Consider the following 17,820-nt stretch of genomic DNA (forward strand, 5'->3'; position numbering starts at 1 on the left):
TTTTATAAAACAAAGCCTTTTAAAGTCATTTTAAAAGGCTTTGTTATTTTCAGCCAAAATTTAAGATCTTAATTTACGTTCGATATAGAAACTAAAACTATTATTATGAAAAAAATTTTAATCATTATGCTCTGTCTAACATCAACAGGCATATGGGCGCAGTCATCAGAATTTGGAATAAAAGGAGGATTAAATTATGGATCTACTGGTGACATCAATGGCTTTGATGAAGCTAGAGAAGATTTCCCTGATTTAAAGAATGGAGAATCTAAAGCGGGGTATCACTTTGGTGTATTCGGAAAATTTGGAATTTCAGGAGTTTTCATTCAGCCAGAACTTATTTACACCAAACTAACTACCGATTATGGTGCTTTTGATTATGATCTGAATAAAATAGACCTACCGGTTTTATTAGGAGTCGATATTTTAGGCCCGTTAAATGTAAAAGCCGGGCCATCGTTTCAATACATCACGAACAACGAAATTGAAAACGGCACATTTAAAATAGGAAATGTTGATAAGGATATTACAGTAGGATATCAATTAGGAGCGGGTCTAAACCTTGGCAACTTGGGAATAGACGTTAGATATGAAGGTGCATTTACAGATAATACTGCTTTCAGCGAAACTGCAGAAGAAAATTTCTCCATAGATTCAAGACCTTCACAATGGATTTTGAGTTTATCTATAGCGCTCTAAATAGTATTTTATAAATAAAAAAAGCTCCTAAAGAAGGAGCTTTTTTTATTTACTTTTTTTATATTATTATTCCTCACCTACAGGTTGAAAATAATCTGGATCCAAGTGATTTGAAGTGCCGTTGTTATTAGAATCCGGGAAAGTTATCGTGCCATCTGCATTAATAATAATTTCCTGGCGTGTTGGTAAACCATCACCATCATCATCATTATCAGAAAAATTAGGCAATCCATCGCCGTCGGTATCATCGTCATATAAATCTCTATTTTCATTTATGTCTTCCATCCAGCTTGGAATTCCATCACCATCGTGATCAGCTTCATTCACATTTAACAACTCAAACGTAAAAATCAACGGGCTATATTTGTTTCCTCCTGTCGCACCATTAAAATATCCTAATCCAGATGGAGCAAACAAAGCCCCAATACCATAATCATTAGACCAGTTAACTGTATTATCGCCATTAACGGTATAGCTAGAGGCTCCTTGAAATTCAGTCATAGCTTCTCTAAATGCAGGCACTACTCCACCTGCTCTTCTTAAAACAGGTTGACCGTTATTGAAATCTTCATAAATATAACCAACAAGATCAAACCATACAGGAGAATTTACGCTATTATCAAACACTTCAGAATTCAACAATTCACCTTTATATCTTACATACGTAGAATCTGAAAAATGAGGACGCTCTCCTTCTCCCTCTCTAACCTTCAAAATGTATAGATTATAGTCCACCTCTGTTTCGTTAACCCGATAAGGTACCTTTTTAGTTTCCAGAAAATCCGATTCAAATATCGATTCTTTATCACTATTTTCTCCAGCAATTGTATCAAAAACGATTCTATAATCGAAATCTGAAGATGGATTTTCAAATTCCTCATAATTATAAAAATGCGTCTGTAGATATTCAACAATACTATCATCATCTGTTAAGGCCTGTTCGGTTTCATCCCTAAGCTCCTCTTGAGGTATATTCCTGTTGTTATCATCGTCGTCGTTACAGCTGGTAAAAGAAAGACTAGCCAAAGTAATTCCGGCTAAAAAGTATTTATTCAATCGCATTGTCTCGTTTTTAAGGGCGCAAGATACAATAATCTTGTATTTTTGTTTAAGATAATAGAACAGTTTTAAGGACCATTTATTATGAGAGTTGATAAATTTTTATGGAGTGTGCGGTACTTTAAAACCCGAAGCATCGCAACAAATGCCTGCAAGCAGGGTAAAGTAAAAATGGAAACCACCAATGTTAAACCCTCTAAAGATATTTTCCCTGGCGATAGATTGGTTGTTAGGAAGAATCAAATAAACTACGAAATTGAAGTTTTGGATCTTCCAAAAAGCCGAGTTGGAGCAAAGCTTGTGAATATTTACGTACAGGATCACACCCCCAAAGAAGCTTTTGAAAAACAAGACCTTCTTAAATATTCGAAAGATTATTACCGAAAAAAAGGCACAGGACGACCAACCAAAAAAGACCGAAGAGATATCGATGATTGGTTTGAAAATGCCGATGACAAAGAAAACAAAGACCAAACTACCTAAGACTTTTAAAATGAAAGAAAGAATTCAGATTTTAAACGATACTGAAATTGCTCAAAAAATTAGAAGAATAGCATTTCAGATTTATGAAAGCAACATAAATGAAGAAGAGATCGTATTGGCAGGTATTGCCAGAAAAGGTTTTAAACTAGCAAAAAGAATCCAGGAAGAACTCGAAAAAATATCCCCATTAAAAATTATCTTATGCGAAGTTCATGTAAACAAGAAAAGTCCAAGAAATAAAGTAACTACTTCTATTCTTCCCGAAAACTATTCTGAAAAATCCCTAGTCTTAGTCGACGATGTATTAAACTCGGGCACAACTTTAATATACGGTGTACGCCATTTTTTAGACGTTCCATTAAAGCAATTTAAAACAGCAGTACTGGTAGACCGTAATCATAAAAAGTATCCTGTAAAAGCCGATTTTAAAGGAATTTCACTTTCCACCTCCTTAAGCGAAATGGTAAGAATAACCTTCGAAAAAGGAGATGATAGAGCAGAGCTTATTTAACTAGCTTAGCTCTTATTTCTTCAAGAATCTTCGTGGGTGTAGCATGATCTACATCCACAATAATATTAGATTGGTTATAATAAAAGGCCCGTTCAAACAAATGCTTTCTAATAAACTCTTCTAACTGCTCTTTGGTTTCTAAATGACTAATAACCGGTCGATGAACTTTCTCTAAAAACAAGCGCTCGGTTAATACTTCAACTGAAGCTTTGAGGTACAGCGTTTGATTTTCTGCATCTTCTTTTATAAGCTCAAAATTATTACCGTAGCAGGGAGTTCCTCCTCCTAAAGAGATAATCATATCAGATTTTGAAGCTAAAATATCTTTTAAAACTTCATTTTCGAGTTTTCTGAAATATAATTCTCCTTTTTTTTGAAAAATTTCATGAATCGTCCTACCCTCCATAATTTCTATCTGACTATCCATATCCACAAATGGATAATCCATTGATTCAGAAAGTTTTTCACCTATATAAGACTTACCGCATCCCATGTAACCATTCAGGAAAATTTTCATTTTAAGTTTATTTTTTTGAAGTTAATTTCTACTAAAAGCAAATTTATATCAAAATATGCTTGAAAAATAAAAAATAGATTATATATTTGCACCCGCATTCGCAAAAAAACGGATGCATTTTTATTGATCTGGTAGCTCAGTTGGTAGAGCATCTCCCTTTTAAGGAGAGGGTCCTGGGTTCGAGCCCCAGCCAGATCACATAGATGTTCTTTTTTTATAAAATTCAAATTTGATCTGGTAGCTCAGTTGGTAGAGCATCTCCCTTTTAAGGAGAGGGTCCTGGGTTCGAGCCCCAGCCAGATCACTTTTTTATTTTATAGATTTATGAAATTATGAAATACAAAGGCCCGTTATTTTTAATGGCGCATTTGCCCAGGTGCTGGAATTGGTAGACAGGCATGGTTGAGGGCCATGTGTCCATTAGGGCGTATGGGTTCGACTCCCATCCTGGGCACTCACTCTATTATCCTACGACCCTACTTTAAAATTTCCGCAGTCAACATTTAGTCAACTTTCTACTTTAGATTTCCCAAAAAACATTAGGTTTTTCTTCTAAAAGATTTCTGAAATTATTCAATACAAAAAAACTTCAAAAAAGATTTAAAAGTGTTTTTGCTATCCAGTAATAACTAAAATGTTTTTGATTTCAACATGGAGCAAGAAATATAATACCTTCCTACTCCATGAATTTTATAGCATATCATCATTTACAAAATCTACTAAAGTTAGCTTTTCAGAATTATTGAAACTAAGATTTGTAGATAGCTCAAAAAGATGAGCTTCGGTTTCAAAAAAGTGCATCATATAACCAGCTGTATTCACAAAAGCCACCAAATCTCCAATTTTAGGTAATTGCGGCAAGGTAATTTTGCGTTTCAATAGCACATCTCTTTCCAAACAGTACGCACCCGTAAAAAAAATATCGACGGCCGATTCTTCAGAAAAATCATCTTCATAAATCAAATAAGGATCGAGAAGAAAATCTGCACTAGAACTCATCATCTGGCTCATATTCATTTCTAATCCAACCAACCATTGTCCTTTCGCATCTTGTTTACGATGGGCAACTTTAGCGATCGTCATTCCTATTTGATTGAGCAGTGATCTACCAGGTTCAATTCGTATTTCTATATTGTTTTTTTGCAGTCTCGAAAAATTAGGCGAAGACTCGGCAGATTCTTTATACTCCAGTACTTGTTTTAAAAAGTCTACGCCATTTACGTTGTTATAATATGGATATGTTTTCAGGGAACGTTCTACATTTCCGTTTATAAGTTCATATCCCAATCCATTTTGATTAAAGGTTAGATTCCCCTCTCCCGAAGCGACTTGTGCTCTTAATTGCTTATCAAAATTGCTCCATTCCTGTTCATCTTCCAGATAATTAATCAATATGCCACCTCCTATGTCAATGAAGTCTAAATTAAACCCAGCTTCGTTTAATTCACTTAACATACTTATACAATCACTTAAAGCTTTTCCTCGCTGATGGGTTGAGTAACCGTCCAAGTGAAAATGTAAACCTGCAATATTTAAGTTTTTGTATGTACCTTCTGCCCCAAGGTTTTCAAGAATAAACTGTTTTAGCAATTCTATATCAAATCCAAAACGGCTATAAAGTTTTTTATCTTCAACTTTAAATCCGCTTACTCTAAAACCTACAATTGCAACTTCCCCCATTTCTACAGCAACGGTATTAGCTAGTTCGCACTCATCAACATTATCTAAAATAATGGGCACTTGTTTTTTAATGGCTAAAGCATATTGCTCTTTGGTTTTGATAGCCGATGTAAGTACCAAGGTTTCCCCAGCACCTCCCAGCGCTAATGACTGTTCTAATTCTTTAAAACTTGCGGTATCTACCCCAATCCCAGATTGCAAAGCTTTTTGTACAAGTGCTTTGCTTTTGTTTGCTTTACGGGCATAGTAAATTTGATGTCTTAAACCATATTGGACAAAAAGTTCGCGAAATCTTTCAATATTACTTGAAAAAGTAGGCAAATGGTGAAGGTTTACCGGAGAGCCATATTTTGAAATCAATTGTTCAATCAAAGATTTATCGCGCATAACTTGCTCCATCCATTCACTGGTTATTGGTGTTAAGCCATTGATCTTATTCGCCTTAGTGTACATTAATTGTATTATTAATTAAGTTCTGTTTATTTTTATTCTGAATATCCTGAATTACATTTTGAGCCCATACAGACGCAAAATTATTTCGAGTTCTGGATAACGTATCATTATCCAGCGTCACTCCTTCTGTTGGTGTTCCATAAAGTGACAGGTTATCTTCTAAAGTTCCGTTTGCATTGATCGCTTTACCAGATTTATTAATATCGACAGCACTAGCCTCGTAATAGCCGTTATTCTTATTTTTAAAACTGCGCAGAAGACCTTTAGCCAGCAAATTGCTAAATAAGGATTTAGGTCGTCTATCTATACCGCGTGGTATTCTTGCGTCGATAACGGTATCAATCTTTATTTTACCAGTGTCATAATTTTCTGAATTTCTTCTAAATGAACTGGATTTTTTATCCAATATTAATTCGTACTCATTTTTTTTATTCTGAATAATCTCAGCATTTCTTACTCGGCTGAAGTCTATAAGACCTCCTTCAGCCAAAGCAATCAACTTTTCAGTATTTACAATTGGTGGGCCGTAAGATAGACGATTGAAAAGACCAAAATAATCTCGATCAAACAATGCATGTGATTTGGCATCCAACCTTCCAAAACTATAATATTTATTAAAGATCGGACTCATTTTTCGCCAAGTGCCCACGGCTGCCATAATGGGACTTGCGTGCACACCCTTTTTTGCTTCTGAAATCAAAAATTTTAGATAATCGATTAATTGAGCGTTATAAATTGTGGCTTGATCATGAAATGGATCTATTAATTGATCCCAACAATATTTTTCTTCTTCAGGAAATTTAGAATGAAATTCGGTAACCTGAGCAGTCACAGTTTCAAAATCTTCATCAAATTTCAACTCAAGATTCTTGATTTTAAAAGCAATTTTGTAATACTGAAAATAAAATTCCTTTTTAATTAAAGGCAAAAACAAATCAACAAAAGATAATTTTGATGCTGCCTCGATATTTTCTTCAGTAAAATAAACCAATCTTTCAATCTCCTCTTCACTACTATTTCTAGGAAACATTGGTAAACCTGATCTTGAAATAATGTAAATACAATTTGGTTCTTTACCCGATGGCAAATACTTCATTTTATTTGAGGCCCCAGATTTAAAGATACCCGATCGCCCTTCGGTTAGTTCTAAAACGGTATCAATGCAGGTTAAACCAAACCCACGGATAGCAACCTTACCCGCCTTTACATCTTTTAGTTTAGTTTTCGTAGGATAGACAAAATTAATAAAAGATGAAGCCGGTTGTTCTGAAATAAAATCTGCTCCTGCCCCAAGATGACCTGTGGTTAGTAAAACACTATCGATTTTATTACTAAGATAATTTGGATCTGATTGTTCTTTAATCTGAAATTTATCGCCTGTTTTTTTTATATCTGCCACTATATTTGGATGAAAGTAATAGCTAATGCTCTCTGGCGAGTTACTCACTAATTCCTTAAAAACAGTATTTAAATATTCTCCAACTATCGCACGTGGAGCAAAATCGAGATATAAATTTGAACGCTTATCAACTTTATTTTCTTTCAACCACTCTATAAAGCTTAATGGTTGCTGTACTATTGGCTTTGGCGTTTCATCTATCCAGGCATTTATATTACTGCTTGCATAATTCATAATCAAATAAGATGGTTGATTTTTAGCGTAAACATTGCCCGAACCAAAATTTTCATCAGCATTAAATATATGTACTTCAATACCTTGATCTATTGTATTATATTTAATTTGAGCTAATAAACGCTCTAGGGCATACAGCCCTTTAGGCCCCATCCCTATTATCGCCACCTTATACTTTTTGGTTTTATTAATTTCAGAATTTCTGATATCTACCACCCGATTTCCGAATTTTCAATTGATTTATAATCTGGAAAGTTTGCTTGTATCCAATCTGGATTATAGATCGTATCTAAATACCGCTCGCCCTTGTCGCATAAAAGAAACACACAATTACTTGAATCATCAATCTTCGCGCTATATTTTTTAATCGCGGTAACCACACCTCCTGTAGAACCACCGCACAAAATCCCTTCAGATTTAAGTAGTGACCAGCATCCTTCTATACAATCTAGATCGCTTACCGCTAGATAATCATAAATTCTTTCTTTCCGAAGAAATTGTGAAGGCACTGCAGCCCCATGACCTGGGATTAATCGTTTTTTAGCCTCTCCTCCAAACAGGACGCTTCCTTTTGCATCTACAGCAATTAATTTGGTCTTTAGGTTATTTTCTAAAATATAATCTGCATATCCCATTAAAGTACCACATGTACTCGCAGAAACAAATATATAATCTACATCACCTTCTAATGCGATCATAATCTCTTCTATCGTTTTATGATGCGCCAAAGGATTATCTGGATTTCCGTATTGATTTGTCCAAAAACTATTTGGAATAGCTTTTAAAAGCTCCTGTACTTTGTCTAATCTTGCAGCAAGAAAACCTCCTTCTTTGGATGGTTTGGTAACATATTCAATCTTCGCGCCATACGCTAAAAGCAATTTTTCAGTATGTTTATTAATATGTGGATCTACCACTACAATCAATTTCAGTTTCAAATATAAACATGCCTGCGCCAGGCCTAAAGCCATATTCCCAGAGCTAGATTCGATTACAGTATCCCCTGGCCTAATTCTACCCTCCTCTAAAGCATTTTGAAGAATAAAAGCAGAAGTTCTATCTTTAAGACTACCAGAAGGATTCGCTGCTTCTAATTTTCCATAAAAATTAATCTTAGAGTCTAAGAACATTTTATGAAGATGGATTAATGGAGTATCGCCAATAGCATCTATTATACTATGATTGTTTTTGATTCTATCTAATATCATACAAAGCTTTTATGCGATTTCTTTGTCTTAAAATAAGAAAGACAAGAAACCTTATCTAAAGGTCATATTAATAATTATCTCTTCATAATCTATTTTATATATATTAACTAGAACATCGAATGATATCTTAAAAAATAGCTTGAAATTGCAAGTGTACTGAAGCTTAAGATCAATTAAATTTTAAAAAGATTAACCGTAATTTTAATCATTGAAATTTTTGTAATTCCGAACTTGATACGGAATCTCATATAGATTGAAAAAACAGCACTTAGACGATGAGACCGTTAATCAATTCCGATAACCATCGAAACCGGATGACGGCATTCTAATGATTCATTACGGATACTGAATAGGTACAAAATGACACTCAAAAGTTTGAAAATTTAATTTTGTTTAATCAATTAACGACTACATTAAACATTTTAACTTTTTCCTATATAAATTGCGATTACAATTTGTATAGATTTGTTTGGTATCATAGTTTATATGGAATTAATCAAACAAAGCTTTAGCATAAAAGACCTCGAAAACCTTAGTGGTATCAAAGCACATACCATAAGGATGTGGGAGAAACGCTATAATATTTTAACACCACAGCGTACAAAAACTAACATACGCATGTATGATAGTTCTTGCCTACAAAAGATTTTAAATATCTCTTTCCTTAACGAAAATGGATACAAAATATCGCGAATTTCTAAATTAACGGAAGAAGAAATTTCGGGAATGGTTCATCGAATTACTTCTAGCATAAGCGAAGAAAATCGAGCTATCAATCAATTTAAGATGGCTATGATGAATTTTGACGAAAACCTTTTCAATCAAACCTATAACTCTTTATTAAAAAAGAAGAGTTTTAAAGCTATATTTAACGACATCTTCTTACCTCTCTTAAATGAGGTTGGGCTCTTGTGGCAAACCGATACTATAAAACCAATACACGAACATTATATTGTCGATTTGATAAAACAAAAATTATATCTAAATATAGCAGATATAAAAGCTTCAAAAGAAGCTACCAAAGAAGATATTTTTATATTGTTCCTACCAGAAAATGAAATACACGATTTAAGTATTCTGTATATTCAATATTTACTATTACACTCAGGCTATCAAACGATATTTCTTGGTCCAAGCTTACCACTTTCTAATATGAAATTTCTATTGGAGCGCTATTCCAATGTAAAGTTTCTGAGCTATTGCACTATTGCTCCGCTGAATATTGAAGATTTCATACAAGAATTTCAAGAAATTATATGCGAACATCGCCCATACGAACTTAATTTATTTGGACATAAAACAAACAACCTAAAAGAAATGCCTTTACCCGAAAATATAAAAGTTCACCAAGAGTTAGATAACTTTATAAAAACCCTTTAACATGAAGCAAAAAATTGCCATAATAGGATCTGGATTCGCTTCTTTAGCAGCTTCATGTTACCTGGCAAAAGACGGTTACGACGTTACCATTTATGAAAAAAATGCGGAAGTTGGTGGTAGAGCCAGACAGTTAAAAAAGAATGGCTTCACTTTCGACATAGGACCAACCTGGTACTGGATGCCCGATGTCTTTGAACGCTTTTTTGCCGATTTTGATAAAAAACCAGAAGATTTTTATACACTTATAAAATTGAATCCTGCTTACCGCGTATATTTTGAAGAGGGACACCATATTAGTATAGAGGATAGTCTTGAAAAAATATATGCTGCTTTTGAAAAAGAAGAAGCAGGAAGCTCTAAAGCACTAAAAAAGTTTATAAAAGAAGCGCAGGAAAATTATGATATTGCGATTAAGGATGTAGTTTACCGTCCTGGCGTTTCTCCGATAGAATTAGTTACTCCGCAAACTGCTGCCAGAATTGGACAATTTTTCAGCACAATTTCAAAGAAGGTACGAAAAGAGTTCAATAACCAAAATTTGATCAAAATCCTTGAATTCCCTGTGTTATTTCTAGGCGCCAAACCTACCGCTACTCCTGCATTTTATAGCTTTATGAATTATGCAGATTTTGGTCTGGGAACCTGGCATCCCAAAGGCGGAATGTATGAAGTTATAAAAGGCATCCAATCACTTGCTGAAGAATTAGGTGTAAAAATCCAAACAAACGCCAATGTAACAAAAATAGCTGTTGAAGATAACACCGCTAAAGGCCTTTATATTAATGATGAATTTATCACTAGTGATATTGTACTAAGTGGAGCAGACTATCATCATAGCGAACAGCTACTACCAGAAGCATCAAGACAATATTCAGAGAAATACTGGGAAAATCGAACATTTGCGCCTTCAGCTTTACTATTTTATGTTGGTTTTAACAAAAGATTAGAGGACGTAGCTCATCACAGCTTATTTTTTGATACAGATTTTGATGTGCACGCTAAGAATATTTATGATAATCCTAAGTGGCCGGAAGATCCTTTATTTTACGCCAGTTTTCCTTCAGTAACAGATACTAATATTGCTCCGCAAGGAAACGAAGCAGGCATCTTTTTAATTCCATTAGCTCCCGATATCGAGGACACACCACAGCTTAGGGAAAAGTATTTTAATAAAATTATAACGCGCTTTGAGAGGATAACAAATCAAAGTGTTAAAAATAATATTATATTTAAAGAGTCTTTTTGTGTTAATGATTTTAAAGAAGCATATAATTCTTACAAAGGAAACGCATATGGTCTCGCCAACACTTTGCTTCAAACAGCATTTTTAAGGCCTAAACTGAAAAGCAAAAAAGTTAAAAATCTATTTTTTGCAGGACAACTTACGGTACCCGGCCCGGGGGTTCCGCCATCGTTAATCTCGGGAAAATTAACCGCAGGTCTAATTAAAAAGAATAAAATTTAGTGCTATGAAATCTATTTTTGACGTTGTCTCGCGAACGTGCAGTAAAGAAGTTACCAACGCCTACAGTACTTCTTTTTCTTCTGCAACAAAAATGCTAGCTCCAAGTATACGACAAGATATTTACAATATTTACGGATTTGTACGATTTGCAGACGAAATTGTGGACAGTTTTCATGGCTACGATAAAGAAGTACTTTTCAACGATTTTGAAGAAGATTTATATAAAGCTTTAACGCAAAAAATAAGTTTAAATCCGATTCTTAATGCTTTTCAAGAAACGGTACATAAATATGATATAGACGAAAAACTTTATATCGCTTTTATGAAGTCTATGCGGTTAGATCTTTACAAATCAGATTATTTAACTGTAGACGAGTATAAAGAATATATTTACGGCAGTGCAGATGTAGTGGGGCTAATGTGTTTAAAAGTATTTGTAAAAGGCGACCAGAAAAAGTACGATGAACTTAAAGAATCAGCGATGAGTTTAGGTTCAGCTTTTCAGAAAGTAAATTTTCTTAGAGATTTAAAAGCCGATTTTGAAGATTTAAACCGAAGTTATTTTCCGAACACTAATTTAGAAGAGTTAGATGAAGAAAGTAAAAAGAGGATTATCGATGAAATTGACGAAGATTTTAGAAAAGGATTAAACGGAATTATTCACCTTCCCGTTGAAGCAAAATTCGGCGTATACACAGCATATATTTATTACAAAAAATTACTTTACAAACTCAAACAAACACCCTCTTTAGAGATTAAGAAAAAGCGAATTAGAGTATCAGATTATCAAAAAGCAGGACTGCTGGCAAAATCTTATATTTCTTGCCGTCTTAATCTTATATAATTTGTAAATTTAACCTATGACTACAATTCTTTGGATCGCGATATTTCTGGCTACTTTTATTGGCATGGAGTTTATGGCATGGTTTACGCATAAATACATAATGCATGGTTTTTTATGGAGCCTGCATAAAGACCACCACCAAAAAGACCACAGCAGATGGTGGGAGCGTAACGATTTATTTTTTGTTTTTTATGCAGCTGTAAGCATTGGTTGTTTTCTACTATGGCGTTACGAAGACGTATGGTACACCTTGCCTATTGGCCTTGGCATTTTAGCATACGGAATCGCCTATTTTAGCGTTCATGATATTTTTATACACCAACGTTTTAAAATTTTTAGAAATGCCAACAGCACCTATGCTAAAGGAATAAGAAGAGCACACAAAATACACCACAAACACATTGGTAAAGAGGACGGCGAAAACTTTGGGATGCTGTTTGTTCCTTTTAAATATTTTAAAAAATCCAGATAATTTTAGTGTATGCTAGGCCCGGTATATTATTATGTAATTGTTGGCGGTGGATTAGCAGGACTTCAATTGGCTTTACGCCTTAAGGACGATGTTTTTTTTAAAGGAAAAAAGATTGCCATATTAGATCCTTCATTCCAAATTAATAGGGATAAAACCTGGTGCTATTGGGAAAAAAACCGTGGTCGCTGGGATTTTTTAATTTCTGCAGACTGGTCTAAAGGTAAATTCATTTCGTCTTATACTGAAAAGGAACTTGAGCTTTCTCCCTATTCCTATAAAATGCTGACTTCTGAAGCTTTCTTTGAACATGCTTTGGATGAAATTCGTAAATCTGAAGATATTTCTTTAATTGAAGACGAGATTACTGAAATAGATACCGTAAAAATGAAAGCTATAGGAAAGAAAAACACCTATAACTCCACTCATTTTTTCGATAGCAGAGTACCATCAGAATATTTAGAAACTAAAGATTACACAAAAATTTTTCAGCATTTTAAAGGCTATCATCTAAAAACAAACCAACCTGTTTTTAATCCAGAGCAGTTTACGATGATGGATTTTAGACTCACCTATAAAAACAGTACAAGTTTTACTTACATTTTACCTTTTTCTGAGACAGAGGCTTTAGTTGAATATACTTTTTTCACTCCTTACATTACTGAAGAAGCTATTTACGATACACAACTTAAAAAATATATTAAAGAGTACCTTAAATTAGACTCCTACGAGATTCTTAGAGAAGAACAGGGAATTATTCCAATGACAGATTTTCCTTTCGATAAAAAAAACACTGCTGAAATCACCAAAATCGGCACTGGTGGCGGTTGGGTTAAAGCTTCGACCGGCTATTCTTTTAAGCACACAGAAAAGAAAGTTTCAAAAATTATAAAAAACATAAAATCTGGTCATCTACCTTCAAAAGATCTTTTCAGAAAAAAATTCAAACAATACGATAGTATTTTTCTGGATGTCTTAGCCAGAAGAAATGAAAAAGGCGAGCAAATATTTACTAATTTCTATGAAAAGAATTCGGTAGAAGAAATTTTCGCGTATTTAGATGAAGAAACTTCAAGAAAAACAGACTTAAAAATTATGTTTAGCCTTTTTGACCCTGAGTTTATCACCTCATTTTTCAGAAAATTGAAGCTTTAATTTTTTAAAAGCTGATCTAGAATATTTCTAAAATTAGCACTATTCCAATCTGCCGCTCCTTCTTTTTTAATAACGATAGTACCATTTTTATCTATAAGATATGAGGTGGGCAGTTTGTAACCTTCCAGAGGATCGGGGTAATTCGTTTTCATGCGATAAACCGGTAAATTATAGCCTTTAGCATTCATAAATCCCTGGCTGGTTTCTAATGCTTCTCCACTTATAAAAAGAAATACGACTTTTTCTTTATAATCTTGATACAAATCGTTTAAACTTGGCATCTCGGCAATGCAAGGAGGGCACCAGGTTGCCCAATAATTTATAAGAATAACTTTATCCTGAAATTGGGCAAAATCAACATTATTACCAAAGCGATCTTCAAGAATCCAATTGTAAGATTCAATTTGCTGGCGATCTTCTTCATCAGTAAGTTTAGGACTGGAAGCAATAAGTTTATTAAAAACAATCGCAATCGGCTTTCTGGTTTGCGGTAAAACCATCGCTAAAATAATCACGACAAGAATAATATTTACCCACTGATTTTGGAAAAGCTTTTTCATTCTATACTAATTTCAACACAAATATAGTTTTAAACAAAAAACTCCCGCAAAAAGCGAGAGTTTTTGAATAAATTAAAAACAACTAATTAAGCTGCATTTTCTTTCTTAATTAAATTTAAAGCTGAACCATGTTTGTACCACTCAATTTGTGGTTGGTTGTAAGTATGCTCAGCTTTGATGGTATCTTTAGAACCATCTGCGTGAACGATCTCAATTGTAAGATCTTTGTCTGGAGCAAACTCCTCAAGATCTATAAAGTTGAATGTATCGTCTTCCTGAATTAGATCGTAATCTTCTTCATTTTTGAAAGTAAGTCCCAACATCCCTTGTTTCTTAAGGTTAGTTTCGTGTATACGAGCAAAAGATTTTACTAATACCACTTTAACACCTAAGTGACGTGGCTCCATTGCAGCGTGCTCACGAGAAGAACCTTCACCATAATTGTGATCTCCTACTACAACTGTAGGAATTCCTTCCTTTTTATATTCTCTCTGTACCGCAGGTACACCGTCATACTCTCCGGTGATCTGACTTTTTACAAAGTTTGTTTTCTTATTGAATGCGTTTATAGCTCCAATTAAACAGTTATTAGAGATATTATCTAAATGGCCACGGTAACGTAACCAAGGACCAGCCATAGAAATATGGTCGGTAGTACATTTACCCCAAGCTTTGATAAGAAGTTTAGCTCCTGTTAGATTTTTACCATCCCAAGGTTCAAAAGGAGTTAATAATTGTAAACGTTCACTATCTTCAGCAACTTTTACTTCTACACTACTACCATCTTCTTTAGGAGCAACATAACCTGCATCTTCTACAGCAAAACCTTTTGTTGGAAGCTCGATACCTTTAGGCTCGTCTAACATTACTTCTTCACCATCCTCATTGATTAATTTATCACGAGTTGGATCAAAATCTAAACGACCTGAAATTGCAATAGCTGCAACCATTTCTGGAGAACCAACAAAAGCATGGGTGTTTGGGTTACCATCGGCACGTTTAGAGAAGTTACGATTAAAAGAATGCACAATCGTATTCTTTTCTTCACCTTTACGATCACTACGATCCCACTGTCCAATACATGGTCCACAAGCATTGGTAAATACAGTAGCATCTAGATCTTCAAAAATTTGAAGTAATCCATCACGCTCTGCAGTAAATCTAATTTGCTCTGAACCTGGGTTAATACCAAAATCAGATTTTGCTTTTATCTTTTTATCAACTGCCTGTTGTGCAATAGAAGCAGCACGAGTCAAATCTTCATAAGAAGAGTTAGTACAAGAACCGATTAATCCCCAATCTACATTTATTGGCCAGTCGTTTTCTTTAGCTTTAACTCCCATTTCAGAAATTGGAGTCGCTAAATCTGGAGTAAAAGGTCCATTTAAATGAGGCTTTAATTCTGAAAGATTAATTTCGATAACTTCATCAAAATATTGCTCAGGATTTGCATAAACCTCATCATCACCTGTTAAATGCTCTTTAACAGCATTAGCTGCTTCAGCAACATCTGCACGGTTTGTAGCTTTTAAATAACGTTCCATAGATTCGTCATAACCAAAAGTTGAAGTTGTTGCTCCAACTTCAGCTCCCATGTTACAAATAGTACCTTTACCAGTACAAGACATAGAACGTGCACCTTCACCAAAATATTCAATAATTGCACCAGTACCACCTTTTACAGTTAAGATACCTGCAACTTTAAGAATTACATCTTTTGGAGCTGTCCATCCAGACAGTTTTCCAGTTAATTTTACACCTATAAGTTTAGGGAATTTAAGTTCCCAAGGCATACCTGCCATTACATCTACAGCATCGGCTCCACCAACACCAATAGCAACCATACCTAAACCACCTGCGTTAACAGTGTGAGAATCGGTACCAATCATCATTCCTCCTGGGAATGCATAATTTTCTAATACTACCTGATGAATAATACCTGCACCTGGTTTCCAGAAACCGATTCCGTATTTATTAGAAACAGACTCTAAAAAGTCGAAAACCTCACTACTAGATTTATTGGCACTTTGAAGATCGATTGCAGCTCCCATTTTTGCCTGGATAAGGTGATCACAGTGCACTGTAGTTGGCACAGCAACTTTCTTTTTACCAGCCTGCATAAATTGCAATAAAGCCATCTGCGCAGTTGCATCTTGACAAGCAATTCTATCTGGAGAGAATTCAACATAATCTTTCGCTCTCTCGTAAGCAGTAGTTGCTTCACCATCCCATAAATGAGAATAAAGAATTTTTTCTGCAAGTGTTAAAGGTTTACCCACAACATCACGTGCTTTAGTTACACGATCTGCCATATGGCCATAAACCTTCTTGATCATATCAATATCGTATGCCATTGTTTTTATAATTTTTGTTCTAAAAAAGTCTAGCAAAAGTAAGAAAAATAGCCGGATATTGAAAATCTAAACTACTCCTAAAAGGTTTGAGTAAAAGGGTTTAGATTAAATCACAGAAGTGTATTTTTTTCAAGAAAAATCAACATCTTATTAATTTAAAAATGATGTTCATAAAAAGACATCGTGATTTCTAAGAATTTGGCAATTAAACATCATTTTTATTCAGCATTAGTTTTATTTATAGCCATTCTTAATTATCTATTTATATTTTTTTTAAGAATTTAAAATAGAAAATAACAAATGATATCTAGAACTAAAGATTGTTCCTAAATTTAATACCATCAATTTATATTAAAAGATAGCAAATAAAATATTGCTTATTAAGCTTTAGAAAAGAGCTCTGATCAAAGATTCCAGAGTTACACCTTCTGCTTCTGCTTTATAGTTTTTTATTACACGATGGCGAAGTATGCCTATCGCAACTGCCTGAACGTTTTCTTTATCTGGTGAAAATTTCCCGTTCACCGCAGCATGAGTTTTTGCTGCCAAGATAAGATTTTGTGAAGCTCTTGGCCCTGCTCCCCAATCCAGATAATTTTTAACAAGCTCTGGTGCAGCATCTGTATTTGGCCGAGTTTTACCAACAAGTTTTACGGCATATTCTATCACATTATCTGCTACTGGCATTTTTCTAATTATATGCTGAATTTCACTAATCTCGTTTGCAGCAAATAATGATTTTATTTCATATTTTTTATCTGTAGTCGTGTTTTTAACCACATTCACTTCTTCCTCGAAACTAGGATATTCTAAATTTATAGCAAACATAAAACGGTCGAGCTGAGCTTCTGGCAAAGGATATGTTCCCTCTTGCTCTATTGGGTTTTGTGTCGCTAATACAAAATAAGGAGAAGCAAGATCGTAACGTCTTCCCGCTACTGTAACCGATTTTTCCTGCATGGCTTCTAAAAGCGCAGCCTGGGTTTTAGGCGGAGTTCGGTTAATCTCATCAGCTAATAATATATTAGTAAACACAGGCCCTTTTAGAAATTTAAACGTTCGATTTTCATCCAGAATCTCAGAACCCAGGATATCGCTAGGCATTAAATCTGGAGTAAATTGAATTCTTTTAAAATCTAAACCCAAAGCCTTTGCAATAGTATTTACCATTAGCGTTTTTGCCAAACCTGGCACCCCTATTAACAAAGAATGCCCTCCGGAGAATACGGAGAGCAATATTTGATCTATTACATTTTCTTGTCCAACAATTACTTTTGCTATTTCATTTTTTAAGCTTTGATGCTTTTTTACAAAATTTTCTAGTAAGCTAACGTCAGACATTCAGTAGTA

16 protein-coding genes and 3 tRNA genes are annotated in these 17,820 nt (G+C 34.3%); 11 read left to right on the forward strand and 8 right to left on the reverse strand.

Features of this window, described 5'->3' with window-relative positions; genetic code table 11:
• Positions 1–105 precede the first annotated feature (105 nt).
• Positions 106–699, forward strand: coding sequence for an outer membrane beta-barrel protein (locus PBT89_RS12610; protein ID WP_270062212.1), 594 nt, complete (start codon positions 106–108; stop codon positions 697–699).
• Positions 700–765: 66 nt separating this feature from the next.
• On the opposite strand, the gene PBT89_RS12615 is transcribed toward PBT89_RS12610, so the two are convergent.
• Positions 766–1,761 (reverse strand): FKBP-type peptidyl-prolyl cis-trans isomerase, encoded by a 996-nt coding sequence (locus tag PBT89_RS12615; protein ID WP_270062213.1) that lies wholly within the window; start codon positions 1,759–1,761, stop codon positions 766–768.
• 81 nt (positions 1,762–1,842) lie between these two features.
• Between PBT89_RS12615 and PBT89_RS12620 the strand changes: the two genes are divergently transcribed.
• Both PBT89_RS12620 and PBT89_RS12625 read left to right on the forward strand, forming a co-directional pair.
• Positions 1,843–2,241 (forward strand): RNA-binding S4 domain-containing protein, encoded by a 399-nt coding sequence (locus PBT89_RS12620; protein WP_270060533.1) that lies wholly within the window; start codon positions 1,843–1,845, stop codon positions 2,239–2,241.
• Between the two features lie 10 nt (positions 2,242–2,251).
• Complete coding sequence (locus PBT89_RS12625) at positions 2,252–2,752, forward strand: phosphoribosyltransferase family protein (protein WP_270062214.1); 501 nt, start codon at positions 2,252–2,254, stop codon at positions 2,750–2,752.
• Here PBT89_RS12625 and PBT89_RS12630 read toward each other — a convergent pair.
• Positions 2,745–3,269, reverse strand: a complete 525-nt coding sequence (locus PBT89_RS12630; protein ID WP_270062215.1) for a shikimate kinase — start codon at positions 3,267–3,269, stop codon at positions 2,745–2,747. The genes PBT89_RS12625 and PBT89_RS12630 overlap by 8 nt on opposite strands.
• A gap of 125 nt (positions 3,270–3,394) precedes the next feature.
• Here PBT89_RS12630 and PBT89_RS12635 point away from each other — a divergent pair.
• From PBT89_RS12635 to PBT89_RS12645, 3 genes are all read left to right on the forward strand, one after another.
• Positions 3,395–3,467: transfer RNA gene (locus tag PBT89_RS12635), tRNA-Lys, on the forward strand.
• 33 nt (positions 3,468–3,500) lie between these two features.
• Positions 3,501–3,573: transfer RNA gene (locus tag PBT89_RS12640), tRNA-Lys, on the forward strand.
• 66 nt (positions 3,574–3,639) lie between these two features.
• Positions 3,640–3,723, forward strand: a tRNA-Leu gene (locus PBT89_RS12645).
• A gap of 236 nt (positions 3,724–3,959) precedes the next feature.
• Here PBT89_RS12645 and PBT89_RS12650 read toward each other — a convergent pair.
• Genes PBT89_RS12650 through sbnA form a run of 3 tightly spaced genes read right to left on the reverse strand, consistent with a single transcriptional unit; the run spans position 3,960 to position 8,243 of the window.
• The gene (locus tag PBT89_RS12650; protein WP_270062216.1) at positions 3,960–5,402 is read right to left on the reverse strand and encodes a Y4yA family PLP-dependent enzyme; all 1,443 of its coding nucleotides are present in this window, start codon (positions 5,400–5,402) and stop codon (positions 3,960–3,962) included.
• Positions 5,392–7,203, reverse strand: a complete 1,812-nt coding sequence (locus tag PBT89_RS12655) for an FAD/NAD(P)-binding protein (protein ID WP_270062217.1) — start codon at positions 7,201–7,203, stop codon at positions 5,392–5,394. The genes PBT89_RS12650 and PBT89_RS12655 overlap by 11 nt, the downstream gene beginning before the upstream one ends.
• Before the next feature lie 41 nt (positions 7,204–7,244).
• Positions 7,245–8,243: a 2,3-diaminopropionate biosynthesis protein SbnA gene (gene sbnA, locus PBT89_RS12660; protein WP_270062218.1), complete on the reverse strand. Its 999-nt coding sequence runs from the start codon at positions 8,241–8,243 to the stop codon at positions 7,245–7,247.
• 486 nt (positions 8,244–8,729) lie between these two features.
• Between sbnA and PBT89_RS12665 the strand changes: the two genes are divergently transcribed.
• The 5 genes from PBT89_RS12665 to PBT89_RS12685 are packed head-to-tail and all read left to right on the forward strand — an operon-like array spanning position 8,730 to position 13,556.
• A complete protein-coding gene (locus PBT89_RS12665) occupies positions 8,730–9,623 on the forward strand; it encodes a MerR family transcriptional regulator (protein WP_270062219.1) in 894 nt (297 codons plus the stop codon).
• 1 nt (position 9,624) lies between these two features.
• Entirely contained in the window at positions 9,625–11,088 is a 1,464-nt protein-coding gene (locus tag PBT89_RS12670; protein ID WP_270062220.1) for a phytoene desaturase family protein, read from the forward strand.
• Between the two features lie 4 nt (positions 11,089–11,092).
• Positions 11,093–11,932: a phytoene/squalene synthase family protein gene (locus PBT89_RS12675; RefSeq protein WP_270062221.1), complete on the forward strand. Its 840-nt coding sequence runs from the start codon at positions 11,093–11,095 to the stop codon at positions 11,930–11,932.
• 16 nt (positions 11,933–11,948) lie between these two features.
• On the forward strand, positions 11,949–12,404 hold the full coding sequence (locus tag PBT89_RS12680; RefSeq protein ID WP_270060524.1) for a sterol desaturase family protein: 456 nt from the start codon (positions 11,949–11,951) through the stop codon (positions 12,402–12,404).
• Positions 12,405–12,413: 9 nt separating this feature from the next.
• A complete protein-coding gene (locus tag PBT89_RS12685; protein ID WP_270062222.1) occupies positions 12,414–13,556 on the forward strand; it encodes a lycopene cyclase family protein in 1,143 nt (380 codons plus the stop codon).
• On the opposite strand, the gene PBT89_RS12690 is transcribed toward PBT89_RS12685, so the two are convergent.
• The 3 genes from PBT89_RS12690 to PBT89_RS12700 all read right to left on the reverse strand — a co-directional run bounded on the left by PBT89_RS12690 (position 13,553) and on the right by PBT89_RS12700 (position 17,811).
• Positions 13,553–14,116, reverse strand: coding sequence for a TlpA family protein disulfide reductase (locus PBT89_RS12690; protein WP_270062223.1), 564 nt, complete (start codon positions 14,114–14,116; stop codon positions 13,553–13,555). The genes PBT89_RS12685 and PBT89_RS12690 overlap by 4 nt on opposite strands.
• Positions 14,117–14,202: 86 nt before the next feature.
• Positions 14,203–16,470 carry an aconitate hydratase gene (locus PBT89_RS12695; protein ID WP_270062224.1) on the reverse strand — a complete coding sequence of 756 codons (2,268 nt, stop codon included), beginning with the start codon at positions 16,468–16,470 and terminating at the stop codon, positions 14,203–14,205.
• 387 nt (positions 16,471–16,857) lie between these two features.
• Positions 16,858–17,811 carry an AAA family ATPase gene (locus tag PBT89_RS12700; protein ID WP_270062225.1) on the reverse strand — a complete coding sequence of 318 codons (954 nt, stop codon included), beginning with the start codon at positions 17,809–17,811 and terminating at the stop codon, positions 16,858–16,860.
• Between the last annotated feature and the right edge of the window lie 9 nt (positions 17,812–17,820).

The organism is Zunongwangia sp. HRR-M8 (assembly GCF_027594405.1).
GTDB lineage: Bacteria > Bacteroidota > Bacteroidia > Flavobacteriales > Flavobacteriaceae > Zunongwangia.

What these genes read in the sequence shown, in the direction of transcription:
- PBT89_RS12610 (WP_270062212.1), top strand. Translation starts at nt 106, where the DNA reads ATGAAAAAAATTTTAATCATTATGCTCTGTCTAACATCAACAGGCATA.
- PBT89_RS12615 (WP_270062213.1), bottom strand. Translation starts at nt 1,761, where the DNA reads ATGCGATTGAATAAATACTTTTTAGCCGGAATTACTTTGGCTAGTCTT.
- PBT89_RS12620 (WP_270060533.1), top strand. Translation starts at nt 1,843, where the DNA reads ATGAGAGTTGATAAATTTTTATGGAGTGTGCGGTACTTTAAAACCCGA.
- PBT89_RS12625 (WP_270062214.1), top strand. Translation starts at nt 2,252, where the DNA reads ATGAAAGAAAGAATTCAGATTTTAAACGATACTGAAATTGCTCAAAAA.
- PBT89_RS12630 (WP_270062215.1), bottom strand. Translation starts at nt 3,269, where the DNA reads ATGAAAATTTTCCTGAATGGTTACATGGGATGCGGTAAGTCTTATATA.
- PBT89_RS12650 (WP_270062216.1), bottom strand. Translation starts at nt 5,402, where the DNA reads ATGTACACTAAGGCGAATAAGATCAATGGCTTAACACCAATAACCAGT.
- sbnA (WP_270062218.1), bottom strand. Translation starts at nt 8,243, where the DNA reads ATGATATTAGATAGAATCAAAAACAATCATAGTATAATAGATGCTATT.
- PBT89_RS12665 (WP_270062219.1), top strand. Translation starts at nt 8,730, where the DNA reads ATGGAATTAATCAAACAAAGCTTTAGCATAAAAGACCTCGAAAACCTT.
- PBT89_RS12670 (WP_270062220.1), top strand. Translation starts at nt 9,625, where the DNA reads ATGAAGCAAAAAATTGCCATAATAGGATCTGGATTCGCTTCTTTAGCA.
- PBT89_RS12675 (WP_270062221.1), top strand. Translation starts at nt 11,093, where the DNA reads ATGAAATCTATTTTTGACGTTGTCTCGCGAACGTGCAGTAAAGAAGTT.
- PBT89_RS12680 (WP_270060524.1), top strand. Translation starts at nt 11,949, where the DNA reads ATGACTACAATTCTTTGGATCGCGATATTTCTGGCTACTTTTATTGGC.
- PBT89_RS12685 (WP_270062222.1), top strand. Translation starts at nt 12,414, where the DNA reads ATGCTAGGCCCGGTATATTATTATGTAATTGTTGGCGGTGGATTAGCA.
- PBT89_RS12690 (WP_270062223.1), bottom strand. Translation starts at nt 14,116, where the DNA reads ATGAAAAAGCTTTTCCAAAATCAGTGGGTAAATATTATTCTTGTCGTG.
- PBT89_RS12695 (WP_270062224.1), bottom strand. Translation starts at nt 16,470, where the DNA reads ATGGCATACGATATTGATATGATCAAGAAGGTTTATGGCCATATGGCA.
- PBT89_RS12700 (WP_270062225.1), bottom strand. Translation starts at nt 17,811, where the DNA reads ATGTCTGACGTTAGCTTACTAGAAAATTTTGTAAAAAAGCATCAAAGC.